The organism is Pseudomonas entomophila (genome assembly GCF_029478665.1).
In the GTDB taxonomy this organism is placed as follows: domain Bacteria; phylum Pseudomonadota; class Gammaproteobacteria; order Pseudomonadales; family Pseudomonadaceae; genus Aquipseudomonas; species Aquipseudomonas entomophila_F.
Genome location: NZ_JARPQB010000035.1, coordinates 1 through 12,807, shown reverse-complemented (window position 1 = coordinate 12,807; position 12,807 = coordinate 1). Strand labels below are relative to the sequence as shown.

The 12,807-nt window shown below is 67.8% G+C and carries 8 protein-coding genes; 5 read left to right on the top strand and 3 right to left on the bottom strand.

Annotated elements, in window-relative coordinates:
* Window positions 1-38: 38 nt before the first annotated feature.
* On the bottom strand, window positions 39-6,377 hold the full coding sequence (locus P5705_RS17660; protein ID WP_277462160.1) for a non-ribosomal peptide synthetase: 6,339 nt from the start codon (window positions 6,375-6,377) through the stop codon (window positions 39-41).
* Window positions 6,378-6,804: 427 nt separating this feature from the next.
* Here P5705_RS17660 and P5705_RS17655 point away from each other — a divergent pair, with 427 nt between their 5' ends.
* A complete protein-coding gene (locus P5705_RS17655) occupies window positions 6,805-7,584 on the top strand; it encodes a helix-turn-helix transcriptional regulator (protein WP_277462158.1) in 780 nt (259 codons plus the stop codon).
* Between the two features lie 15 nt (window positions 7,585-7,599).
* Window positions 7,600-9,030 carry an efflux transporter outer membrane subunit gene (locus P5705_RS17650; RefSeq protein ID WP_277462157.1) on the top strand — a complete coding sequence of 477 codons (1,431 nt, stop codon included), beginning with the start codon at window positions 7,600-7,602 and terminating at the stop codon, window positions 9,028-9,030.
* Here P5705_RS17650 and P5705_RS17645 read toward each other — a convergent pair.
* On the bottom strand, window positions 9,000-9,752 hold the full coding sequence (locus P5705_RS17645) for an AraC family transcriptional regulator (protein ID WP_277462156.1): 753 nt from the start codon (window positions 9,750-9,752) through the stop codon (window positions 9,000-9,002). The genes P5705_RS17650 and P5705_RS17645 overlap by 31 nt on opposite strands.
* Before the next feature lie 185 nt (window positions 9,753-9,937).
* Here P5705_RS17645 and P5705_RS17640 point away from each other — a divergent pair, with 185 nt between their 5' ends.
* Together P5705_RS17640 and P5705_RS17635 are read left to right on the top strand one after the other, a co-directional pair.
* Entirely contained in the window at window positions 9,938-10,555 is a 618-nt protein-coding gene (locus P5705_RS17640; protein WP_277462155.1) for a ferric reductase-like transmembrane domain-containing protein, read from the top strand.
* A gap of 15 nt (window positions 10,556-10,570) precedes the next feature.
* Window positions 10,571-11,071 carry an HvfX family Cu-binding RiPP maturation protein gene (locus P5705_RS17635; RefSeq protein WP_277462154.1) on the top strand — a complete coding sequence of 167 codons (501 nt, stop codon included), beginning with the start codon at window positions 10,571-10,573 and terminating at the stop codon, window positions 11,069-11,071.
* A gap of 246 nt (window positions 11,072-11,317) precedes the next feature.
* Here the strand turns inward: P5705_RS17635 and P5705_RS17630 are convergent, their stop codons facing one another.
* Complete coding sequence (locus P5705_RS17630; protein ID WP_277462153.1) at window positions 11,318-11,932, bottom strand: LysE family translocator; 615 nt, start codon at window positions 11,930-11,932, stop codon at window positions 11,318-11,320.
* Between the two features lie 113 nt (window positions 11,933-12,045).
* Here P5705_RS17630 and P5705_RS17625 point away from each other — a divergent pair, with 113 nt between their 5' ends.
* Window positions 12,046-12,498, top strand: a complete 453-nt coding sequence (locus P5705_RS17625; protein WP_011534480.1) for an Lrp/AsnC family transcriptional regulator — start codon at window positions 12,046-12,048, stop codon at window positions 12,496-12,498.
* Window positions 12,499-12,807: the final 309 nt, after the last annotated feature.

Genomic DNA, 12,807 nt, shown 5'->3' with positions numbered 1-12,807 from the left:
ATCCTCGCCCCCCAAACCAGCCGGCCCAAACACGCCACTCAGAGCCGGCGACGCCCGCCCAGCCCGGGAATGGTGGTCTTCGGAATGTGCACCTGGATGTCTTCCCGCCGCGTATGCGCCGCCAACCCCGCCAACGTCGGCTGGCTGAACAGCATGCGGGCATCGGTGTGCAGCCCGGCCTGGCGCATGCGCGCCACCAGGTTCACCGCCAGCAGCGAGTGCCCGCCCAGCTCGAAGAAGTTGTCGTCACGTCCCACTTGCTCGATTTTCAACACCTCGGTCCAGATCTGCGCCAGGGCCTGCTCCAGATCGTCGCGCGGCGCCTGGTAGGTGCGGCTGATCACCGCCTCCGGCCCCGGCGCCGGCAGTGCCTGGCGATCGATCTTGCCGTTGGGGCTCAGCGGCAACTGCCCGAGGATGACGTAGGCCGACGGCACCATGTAGGCGGGCAAGTGCGCCAACAGGTAGCTGCGCAGGGTCTCCAGCGCTGGCGCCGCATGGCCTTCCCGACAGGCGGCATAGGCCACCAGGCGTTCATCGCGGACCAGCGCCACCGCCTGCCCGAGTGCCGAGTGGGCGGCCAGCAGCGCCTCGATCTCGCCCAGCTCGATCCGCAAGCCATTGAGCTTGACCTGGAAATCGTTGCGCCCGAGGAACTCCAGGTCACCGTTGGCCCGATAGCGCACCAGGTCGCCCGTGCGGTACAGCCGGTCGCCTTCGACGAACGGGCTGGCAATGAAGCGCGCCGCTTGCAACTCCGGCAAGCCCAGGTATCCCCTCGCGACACCGATGCCACCGATATGAAGCTCGCCGATGCACCCCAACGGTACCGGCCGATCATGGGCGTCGAGCACATACAAGCGGGTATTGCCGATGGGCCGACCGATCGGCGGTGCCTGCTCCGGCAGTGGCTGCTGAGGTTCCAGCGTCCAGGCGGTGCTGTCGACGGTGGCCTCGGTCGGCCCATAGACATTGTGCAGGCGCACCCGCGGCAAGCGTTCGCGCAAGCGGCGGGCCAGCGCCAGGGTCAGCTCGCCACCGCCGCAGAAAACGTCGGTGAGGCTGGTGCAGCCCTCGACGTGTGGCGCTTCGAGGAACGCGTGAAGCAACGCGGGGACGAATTTCACCGTGGTCACCCGGCGCGCCTGGATCACTTGCACAAGGTAGGCCGGGTCACGGTGCCCGTCCGGGCGCGCCAGCACCAGGCGCAGGCCGGCGCACAGCGGCCAGAACAACTCCCAGACCGAACCGTCGAAGCTGAAGGGCGCCCGCTGCAGCAAGGCACCGTCGGTTTGTGGCGGGCAAAGCGTCGACCCCCAGTGCATCAGGTTGCACAGGCCTCGGTGCTCGACCATCACCCCTTTGGGCGTGCCGGTGGAGCCGGAGGTGTACATGACGTAGGCCAGGTGCTCGCCGCTCAGTTGCGCAACAACCGGGGCCTGCTGCGAATGAGCCTGCCAGTCATTCTGGTCGAGGTCGACCAAGGTGGGCGAAGGCTCGAACAAGCCCCGGGTCGCACCGTGCACCAGCACGGCCAATGGCGCGCTGTCCGCCAGCATGTAGCGCAGGCGTTCGTCGGGATAGCCCGGGTCCAGCGGCACGTAGGCACCGCCGGCCTTGAGCACGCCCAGCAGGGCGACGATCAGCTGCACACTGCGCTCGACACACACCGCCACCCGGCTGTCAGGCCTCACGCCAAGGCCGACCAGGTGATGGGCAAGGCGGTTGGCCTGGGCATCGAGTTCGCGGTAGGTCAACTGCGCCTCTTCGCTTTGCAACGCCACGGCGTGCGGGGTTCGCCGCACCTGGGCGGCGAACAGGGCCGGCCAATGCACATGTGCCGGATCAAGGGGTGTGTCGGTGGCGTTGAGCGTCGACAACAGATGCTGGCGCTCGTCATCCGGCAACGTCGACAACGACGTCAGCGCCCGCCCGGGGTCGCCTTGCAGCGCCTCGGCCAGCTGCCGCAAGGCACAGGCCACATGCCCGAGCACACGCCGCGCACCCAGCTCACGGGGCGCTCGCACATGCAGGTGAATGTCGTCGCCTGCTTCGTCCACGGTGAGCACCAGGGCATGGCTGTGGACTTCGCTGGCGTCCACCAGTGTCACCCCTGGCAGCTTGCGCGCATCCGGCGCCGGGCCGTGGCGGTAGTTGAGCAGGCTGTCGAACAACGTCACGCCAGCCGGCAGGCCGCTGCAACGCTGGGCCAACACCCGCGGCGCATCCTCATGGCCGAGCAAGGCGGCCAACTGCGCGTGGGTGGCCTGCAACGCGCCGCCAACACCCGGCCCCTTCAGCGCAACCCGCAACGGCAGGCTGTTGACGAACATGCCCAAGGCCCGGTCAGCGCCCTCGCCCGCCAGCATGCGGCCCAGCAGCACACTGCCGAACACCACCTCGTCACGGCCTCCCAATGCGCCCAGCACCAGCGCCCAAGCCAGGTGGAACAGGCTGCCCAAACCGACATCGTGGGCGCGCCCCAAGCCCCTTAACGCCTTGGCCAGCGGCTCGGGCACGGCCAGTGCGGCGCTTTCCAGTGCCTGCGCGTCCAGCGTCTCGCCCATCCCCGCCAGCTGTGCCGGTACCTCCATACCCGCCAACAGCGTTTTCAGGAACTGTTCGTGACCCGCCTGGCGTGCCGGGTCGCGGCTCACGGCCACATAGTTGCGATAGGCGACGGGCGCCGCCAGGGCATGGCCCTGGCCCGTCATCAAGGCTTCCAGCTCCGCCAGCAACACCTGCACCGACACCGCGTCGTTGACCAGGTGATGGAAGTGCAGCATGCCCAGCCAGCGCCCATTGGCGCGATCCTCGACGCAGGCCAGGGCCATCATTGGCGCCTGACGCAGGTCCAGTGTGGCTTGCCGTCCGCGCAACAACGCGACGGCATCGCCCTGGCCCGGCTCAAGCACCGTCAGCGGCAACCGCGCCTGGCGCCACACCACTTGCTGGGGTTGCTCGAGCCCATCCCAGGCCAGGCTGGTGCGCAGGATGTCGTGACGCGCAATGACCTGTTCCAGCGCCTGGCTGAACGCCAGCAGTTCAGCGTGGCCGGTGAAGGCGAACAACGCTTGCTGCTGGTAGGGGTCGCGGGCCTCGGTGAGGTGGTGGTAGAGCAGGCCTTCCTGCAGGGGCGCCAACGGGTAGATTTCCTGCACATTGGCGGCGCCCCCGGGGATCACCGAAACAATGCGTTCGATATCAGCCTGGCCGAGCTCGGCCAGGGCCAGCATGTCGGGGGTGATCCGCGCACAGTCAGCCGGCACGCGATTGCCCGGCACCGCCATCACCGGCCTGACACTGACCGACGCGGCCAGGCTGGCCAGGGTCGGCTGCCCGAACAGCACCTGCACATCGGCGTGCATCCCCGCCTGGCGCATGCGCTCGATCAACTGGACGGCCATCAGCGAATGGCCGCCCAGCTCGAAGAAGTGGTCCTGCCGCCCGACCCGTTCGACGTGCAACAGCTCAGCCCACAGGGCCGCCAGGCGTTGCTCGATATCGCCTTGCGGCGGCTCGTGGGCGCGGCGCAGCGCGGCGTGCACGTCCGGTGCCGGCAAGGCGCGACGGTCAAGCTTGCCATTCGCGGTCAAAGGCCACGCCGACACCGCCATGTAGGCCGTCGGCAGCAACGCGGCCGGCAGGCGACCACGCAAGTGCTCATGCAACTGCAAAGGCGCCACGGCTCGCTCGGCGATGTACCAGGCGACCAACTGCCCGTCACGCAGCAGCACCACGCCTTCACGGACCGCCTCGTGGGTCGCCAGCGCCGCCTCGATCTCGCCCAGTTCCACCCGCACGCCACGGATCTTCACCTGGTCATCGTTGCGCCCCAGGTACTCGAGGGTGCCATCGGCCAACCAGCGCACCAGGTCGCCCGTGCGGTACAGCCGGGCGCCGGGGCGCTGGTCGAAGGGGTCGTCGATGAAGCGTTCGGCGGTCATTTCGGGGCGGTTCAGGTAGCCCCGGGCAACACCCAGGCCACCGATATACAGCTCGCCGGCAGCCCCGACAGGCAACGGACGGCGTCGCTCATCGAGCACATGCAACTGCGTGTTGGCGATCGGCTTGCCGATATGCAGCGCCCCGCCCGCCAGGACCTCTCCGGAAGTCGCCACCACGGTGGCCTCGGTGGGGCCATAGTTGTTGATCACCTGGCAGCCGCGCTCGCGAGCCAGCCGACGCAGGCGGTCGCCACCGACCAGCAAGGTGCGCAGTGTCGGATGGGCCTGGCCCTGGGCGAAAGCATGTTCGGCCACCGGCGTGGGCAGGAAGCTCACCTGCAGCGGTTGCTCGCGCCACCAGCGCAGCAAGGCGTCGATATCCTCGCCGCCTTCGCGCACGGGCGCCAGGTGCAGCGTCGCACCTGCGCACAGGGCCGGCCAGACCTCCCAGGCCATGGCATCGAAACCGAAACCCGCCAGGCTGGAAGTGTGGCTGCCGGCGTGCAGGTCGAAGGTGGCGCAATGCCAGTCGACCAGGTTGGCCAGCATGCGGTGCTCGACCATCACCCCCTTCGGTTGGCCGGTGGAGCCCGAGGTGTAGATCACGTACACCAGGTTGTCCGCGGCCAGCCCCGGCACATGGAGGTCGGCCGTTGATTCGGGTTCAGTATCCGGAAGATCGAGCTCGATGATCGGCAACGCCTGCCCGGCGAAGCGCTCACGCAGGCTGGACTGGGTCAGCAGCACCTGGGGGGCGCTGTCCTGCAGCAGGTAGGCCAGGCGCTCGCGGGGATGAGCCGGGTCGATGGGCACATAAGCCGCGCCGGCCTTGAGCACCGCCAGCAAGCCCACCATGGTGTCCAGGCCACGACGCGCCGCCACCGCCACCCGCTGGTCCGGCTTGACCCCTAGCTCGATCAAGCGCCGTGCCAGCGCATTGGCGCGCTGGTTCAACTGCCCGTAGCTCAGGCCATGGCCCTCCTGCATGACCGCCGTGGCGTGCGGACGCAAGGCGGCCTGCGCCTCGATGCGCCGATGAATCAATGGCTCGCCCTGGCCAACGGCAGCCGTGGCATTCCATTGCCTCAACTGCTCGCGCTCGCGATCCGTCAGCAGTTCGAACGCATCGACCCGAAGCTGTGGCGTCTCCAGCCCTTGCTCCAGCACCTGCAGCACCCGCCCGGTCAGCGCCTCGACCTCGTCGGGCGCCAGCCAGCCCAGGTTGTGCACCAGGTGCAGCCAGGCCTTGCCATTGTGGCGGTTGCTGCGCAGGTAGATGGACAGCGGTGTTGGCTCGTGGCCGTTGCTGACCTTGACGGTGTGGCTGGGCAAGGCGCCGTAGAATAGGTCGTTACCCTCCTCCTCGTATGACACCGTCACCTCGAACAACTGCGCACGCGCCTCGCGCGACAGGCCCAGGCCGCGATTGAGCTCGGTCATCGGCAAGCGCTGGTGGCGCAGATCGCGCTTGAGGGTGCCGGCGATGGCCCGCACCAGGTCGGCAAACGCCAGCGTGCGGCCGAAGTCCATGCGCAACGCGCTGACCTGGGCGAACAATCCCAGCGTCGCCTTGTGCAAGGCCGTGCCCCGATTGCGCACGGGCAGGCCGACCACCCACTCGTCACGCTGGCCGCCGCGGCAGAAGCACACGTGCAACGCCGCCAGCAGCACATGCAGGGGCGATGCCTGCAACCGTGCGGCCAACTGTTGCATGCGCGCCAGCAGGGCGGGATCGAAGCTGCGCTGCAGCGCCTGGCTGGGCGTTGCCGCGCGCACCGGGCCGCGCTCGCGCGGGCGCAACAGCACATCCGGCAACTGCCGATACCGGTCGAGCCAATAGTCGCCGTCTCGCTGACGTCGCGGCGAAGCCTGATACGCCTGGTCTTGCTCGATGAATGCCACGTAGGACGGCGCCGAAGACGGCAAGGCCGCGCCTTGCTCGAGCAAGCCGTAGTACTGCCCCAGCCGGTGGAAGAACTGCTCGAACCCCCAGCCGTCGAGGACCAGGTGATGGGCCTGGGCCGCGAGCAGGTGGCACCGCCCGCCCAGGTGAATCAGTGCGACGCGCAACAGAGGGCCATCGCCAAGGCTGAACGGCTGCTGCAACTGTGTTTGCATCAGGGCCAGCGCCGCGCCAGCCGGGTCAGGCTGGCCGGCCAGGTCGTGTTCGGCCAGCACGACGTGCAGGCCCGTCACGAAGCGCTGGCGCGGCAAGCCGTCATCGCTCGGCGTGGACACCAGCACGGTGCGGAGTGCGTCATGCACGGCCACCAGGTGGGTCAAGGCCCGTTGCATGCGCGCGCGGTCGACCGCGCCATCCAGCTCGACATAGCCACCGATGTTATAGAGCGGCGAGTCACCATGGCCGAGCTGGTCCAGCCAGATGTCGCGCTGCGCGCAGGTCAAGGGGAAAGTGTCGGCGGCGAACATGGGCTTGGATCGTCCTTGAAACAGAGTGGTTGCGCGGATTCAAACACCCCCCTATCCCCCTGTATGGCCCCCGAAACCCGGACATCGCCGGCGGGAAAACGCTCAGCCTGAGCACGCTGAATTTCCTGTAGGACATTGACTACATCCCCATAACGCACCTGACCTACTCGTCACGCCTGCTGCGGCGAACGGAGGCAAACCGGCTGCTTTCTGACGCCAATCACCTGACAAGCTGACACGCCGGACAGAAACAGCCTCGTTCAAGGCCCAGCATTTCAGTCGGGATAACTGGCATTTTCTGTCCCCGGTTTCCACTACAGACGCGTACTCGGCGCCTGCGATTCAATAGCCTCCACCCCCGAAAACACAGAGAGGACTCGGTCGCAAGACCCGCCCGCCGCGACACCCGATCAAGGAAGACAACGACATGAAGCTGACCGACAGCCTCGAACACCGTCACGACCCGCACCTGTACCTGCAACTGGGTGAGCTGGTTGCCAGCACGGGCGACGAGCGCTTCGCCGAACAGATGCTCCTGCTGGTCGGCAACCAGGTGCCGATCCATCGGCTCGACCTCAGCGAATGGACCCTCGAGAACGACCCGGCCAGCATCAGCCGGATCAAGGTGCTGGGCAGCGCCGGCCTGCACCATGGCCTGCCGATCCAGGAACACCTGCGCCACCCGCTGCTGCAGAGCATCCTGTGCATGCAGGACCCGCTGCTGATCCAGATCAACGCCCCGACCAGCGCCCAGCATCCGCGGCGCAATGCCCACCAGTGCAATCTGGTGTCATGCAATGGCGACCGGCGCTGGGTCATCTGCTTCCAGCGCCTGCCGAACCAGCGCGGTTTTTCCCTGACCGAACTGTCGTTGCTCAAGAGCCTGTCGGACACCTTGCTGCCACTGGTCGAGCACCACGCGCACCTGCTCCAGCAAGCCTGCCTGCGCCGGGCCGGCATGGAGGCGCTGGATGACGCCGGTTCTTTGCGCCATGTGTTCGGCGAGCGCCTGAGCCAGGAGGCCGTGCGCCTGTCCAGCCGCGAACAGGAAGTCTGCATCGGCCTGTTGACCGGTGGCACCGTGCCGCAAATGGCCCAGCGCCTGAATGTGAAGAACAGCTCCGTGGAAACCTACCTCAAGCGAGCCACCGCCAAACTGGGGGTCAGCGGCCGCCACGGCCTGGCCCGCTGGATGGCCGGTGCCTGAACCCAGGAACCCCGCATGACCCGATTGCTCCTGCCGCTGCTGGCCACCGTGTTGGCCGGCTGCACCCTCGCCCCGGACTACCAGCGCCCGGACTCCCCCAGCGCCGACCACTACCCCGGCGGGGTGGCCTACAGCGGTGGGCCATCGGCGTCGGCGCTACCGCTGGAGTGGCAAGCGGTGTTCCATGACCCGGTCCTGCGCCAGTTGCTCGATACCGCCATGGCCAACAACCGCGACCTGCGGGTGGCCGCGCTCAACGTCGAAGGCTACCGCGCCCAGTACCGCATCCAGCGCGCCGAGCTGCTGCCCAAGGTCGCCGCCAACGCCCAGGGCCAGCGCCAGTACTTGCCACGCAGCAGGACGGGAAGCAAGGGCATGATCAGCAGCCAGCAATCGGCGACCGTGGGCATCAGCGCCTACGAGCTGGACCTGTTCGGCCGCCTGCGCAGCCTCAGCGACCAGGCACTGCTGACCTACCTGGCCAGTGACGAGGCCCGGCGCAGCGCCGAGCTCAGCCTGGTCACCAGCGTGGCCGGCGCCTACCTGACCTGGCGCGCCGACCAGGAGCTGCTGGCGCTGTCCACCCAGACGCTGCAAGCCGACGAGCAGAGCCTGCGCCTCACCCAACGCCAACGCCGCACCGGCACCCTCTCGGCCCTCGACGCGATCCAGGCCACCACCCGCGTCGACAGCTCCCGCGCCGCCGTGGCCCGCTACACCCGCCTGGCCGCCCAGGACCTGAACCAGCTCAACCGCCTGGTCGGCGTCGAGGTCAGCGCCAGCCTGCCGGCGCTGCTCCTGGCGGACGATCAGATCGCCCGGGTACCGGCAGGCCTGCCGGCGGACCTGTTGCAGCGCCGCCCGGACATCCGTGAGGCCGAGTACCAGTTGCGCGCCGCCAACGCCAATATCGGCGCGGCGCGCGCGGCGTTCTTCCCCAGCATCACCCTGACCGCCAACGCCGGCGCCAGCAGCCGCCAACTGGCCGACCTGTTCGATGCCGGCTCCGGCACCTGGCTGTTCCAGCCGCAGATCAACCTGCCGTTGTTCAATGCCGGCAGCCTGCGCGCCAGCCTCGACTACGCCAAGGTGCAGAAGAACATCCAGGTGGCGCGCTACGAAAAGTCGATCCAGGGCGCCTTCCAGGAAGTCGCCGATGGCCTGGCCGCGCGCGCCACCTTTCAACGTCAACTGCAGGCCCAGCGCGACCTGGTGGCGGCCAGCCAGCGCTACCACGACCTGGCCGAGCATCGCTACCGCACCGGCATCGACAGCAGCCTGACCTACCTCGACGCCCAGCGTTCGCTGTTCAACGCCCAGGAAGGCCTGATCAACGATCGCCTGGCGCAACTGCTGGCGGAGGTGAACCTGTTCGCCGCCCTGGGCGGCGGCTGGGAGGAAACGCCTGGGCTGGCCTACCAGCGCTCGCCGGCCCGGCCGAAGTAGACCGAGGGCGACACCCCCAGGGTGCGGCGAAACATGGCGCTGAACGCGCTGGGGCTGTCGTAGCCCAGGTCCAGCGCCACCGCCAGCACCGAGCGCCCGGCCGCCAGGGCATCGAGGCTGGCCAGCAGGCGCATGCGCCGCAGCCACTGCACCAGGCTGAGCCCCGTTTCGCGCTGGAACGCGCGGGTCAGGGTGCGTGGGTTGAGCCCGCAGTGGGCGGCGGCGCGGGCCAGGCTCCAGTCCTCGTCCGGAGCCTGGCGCAGGGCCTCGCTCAAGGCCTGCAACACCGCCGAGCGTGGGCTTGGCACATGCAGGGCGAACACCGGCAATACGCGGATCTCGTCGAGGATCAACTGCATGATCCGTGCGTCACGGCCCTGGGGCGGTGGCGCGGGGGCGATGTCCATGGCGCGGATGATCAGCTCGCGCAACAGCGGCGAGATCTCGATCACCTGGCACTGGCCAGGTAGATCCGGGCGCGCGCCGGGGTCGATGAACAAGGTGCGCATGCGCACCACACCGGACATCCGCAGCTCGTGCTCGGTGGCCGCCGGCACCCACACCCCGCGCCCGGGCGGCACCACCCAACTGCCCTCGCGGGCATTGACCGTGACCACGCCGCTGATGGCATGGATCAGTTGCGCACGGTCATGGCAGTGCGGGGCGATGTGCTCGCCATGACGGTAGTTCTCGGCAAGGGGCAGGATGAGCGGGCGGGTCACCGGCGAGGTTCCACTGCAATCGAACGGGCAATACTGGCGCAGCGCGGTGGCTTGGGCAATGCCCGCCTACACAACGATACATAAACCCTGCTGCCTCGACACACTGCCGATACCCGCCCCCCACACACTCCCGGCCACTGGAGCGCGAAGGCAGCCTGCCCTCGCCACACACCGGGGACTCCCTCATGAAAGCCCTGCCCTCTGGCTGGAAGCTGTTCGCCGCCCTCGCGGCCCTGACCCTGCTGATGACCGCCACGGTGCTGATCGCCCACCCGCTGGGGGCCGAAGGCCTGCGCAGTGCCATCCGCGCCACGGCCCGCAGCTCGTTCGCGTTGTTCCTGCTGACCTTCCTGGCCTCGTCGCTGGCCGTGCTGCTGCCCGGCGCCGCGAGCCGGCGCCTGCTGCGCGAGCGGCGCTACCTGGGCCTGGCCTTTGCCTTCTCGCACACGGTGCATGGGGTGCTGATCTACCTGTATGCCCAGGGGTATCCCGAGTTGTTCTGGGCTGGACGCACGGCATTGGCCAACCTTCCCGGGTCGCTGGGCTACCTGTTCATCCTGTTGCTGGCCCTGACCTCGTTCAAGGCCCCCATGCGCCTGCTCGGCCCACGCCTGTGGAAGAGCCTGCACGCCACCGGGACCTGGTTTCTTGCCGGGGTGTTCTGCCTGTCGTTCTACAAACGCATCCCGATGGGAGGCGGGTACCCGCTGGCCTTCGCCCTGATGTTCGCCGCCATCGCCCTAAAGCTGGTCGCCAAGCAGGTGATTCGCCTGCGCCGCACCGCACCGTCGCTGTCCCACTGATCCCAGGAGCCGCTCATGCCGACCGCTACCCTCACTCGCCCGTTCACCGTCCTCGACCGCTTTGGCAGCTGGGGCGCCGATTTGCCGCTGCGGCTGTTCCTGGCCTGGGAGTTCTTCGAATCGGGGCTGGAGAAATTCAACGGTACGAACTGGTTCGCCGACCTGCAGGCCAGCTTCCCCTTCCCCTTCGACCTGCTGCCGGCCGGGTTGAACTGGCAGTTGTCGATGTGGGCCGAGCTGATCTGCCCGTTGCTGTTGCTGCTGGGGCTGGGCACGCGCCTGGCCGCCGCGGTGCTGATGGTGGTGACGGTGGTGGCGATTGCCGCCGTGCACTGGCCGGCCGAATGGTCGGGCCTGGCGGAGCTGGCGCAGGGCTACGCGATCACCGACCAGGGGCATGGCAACTACAAGCTGCCGTTGATCTACCTGGTGGCGCTGCTGCCGTTGCTGTTGAGGGGGGCTGGGCGGTTGAGCCTGGACCAGTGGTTGTGGCGGGCTTCGGGTGCCAGGCGGTAGCGCTTGCAGCGCGCTTGAGATCGAGCGCCGCCGCGCGGCGCATCGCGGATGAATCCGCTCCTACATTCGTTGCAACGTGACCCAGCCCGAAAGGCCACAGTTGTTTGCCTTGTACGCGGTTTTTCGGCCGCCGCCCCCCTGCCTGTAGGAGCGGATTCATCCGCGATGCGCCGCGCGGCGGCGCTCCATCTCATAGACGCTGCAAGGGTTGCGGCGGGCATCTGGTGGCCCTGAATGGGATGCCCCCTAACGCAACTGCCCGACCACCAACCCCAGCGCGATCGCGATCATCACCACCCCCGACAACCGCCCCACCACCCGCGCCGCCGCCGGCCGGGTGCGCAGCACCGCCTTGGCGCCATACCCGACCATCAGGTAGATCACCAGCGAACTGCACAGGTGCACCAGCCCCAGCAGCAGGATCTGCGCCGGCACCGGCCAGCTCGACTGCGGGTCGGTGAACTGCGGCAGCAGCGCCAGGAACAGCAGGAACACCTTGGGGTTCATCCCGCTCACGCAAAAACCCTTGAACGCCCAGCGTGACCCGGAGTCCCCCGCCCCATCCTCACCCGCCTGTGGCACCGACGGGCTGAGCAGCAGGTTGCCGCCCAGCCACAACAAGTAGGTGCAGCCGGCCAGCGTCAGCAGGGTCAACGCCAGCGGGTGCCCGGCGATCAGGCTGCCCATCCCGGCCGCCACCACCAGGGTCGCGAGGAAGTGCCCCGACAACATCCCCGCCACCGCCGGCAACACCCAACGCCCGCGCATGCCGGCGGAGATGGCATAGGCCCAGTCCGCGCCGGGGCTGATCACGAACAGGAACGACACGGCCCAGAACGCCGCCAATACACTCATGGCCACTTGGAATCTTCCTTTCAAACAAGTTTCGTTGAAAGAAAGATTACGGATATCGCCCGGGGATTTTCTTTCGTATATTCCCGACACCACCCTGAAACCTGGAAGATTCTTCCCCCATGGACCGAACCGATCGAAAGATCCTTGCCGAGCTGCAAAAAGACGGACGCCTGTCGGTGACCGAACTGGCCGAACGCGTGGGCTTGAGCCTGTCGCCCTGCCATCGTCGGCTCAAGGCGCTGGAAGAATCCGGCGCGATTCTCGGTTACCACGCACGCCTGGCCCCCGCCGCCCTGGGCCTGAATTTCGCCGCGCTGGTGTTCGTGACCCTGCGCGAGGTGACCCGCCAGCCGGTGGCGGACTTCGAGGCGGCGGTGAGCGAGATCCCGCAGATCGTCGAAGCACAGCGGCTGTTCGGCGACCCGGACTACCTGCTGCATGTGGTGGCCAAGGACCTGCCGGCGTTCCAGAAGCTCTATGACGAGCAATTGACCAGCATTCCCAATGTGAAGCGGCTGAGCTCGACGCTGGTGATGAAAGAGGTGATCCAGGACCGGTTGTTGCCAATGTAGGCCGTAGCGCCTGGTTCGCCGGCAAGCCGGCTCCTACGGGTGCAACGCAAGCCTCGGCAGGAGCCGGCTTGCCGGCGAACGGGCCACCATCTTGTGCTTCAGCAATGCCTGACTGCCCCCGAAACCACCTGTCACCTCCCTTGCCGCCATCCCCCCGCTCAACCATCCGCCAGCCTTAGGTTTTTTAAGGCCCGTGAGCACAAATTTACTAATTTCCCCTTCCCCGCCCTCCCCCCATCATCGTGCCAACAAGAACGCGTCGCCCTTTGCCGGCACGCCCTCGGGCACCCGCGGTTGCCCCTCCTTGCC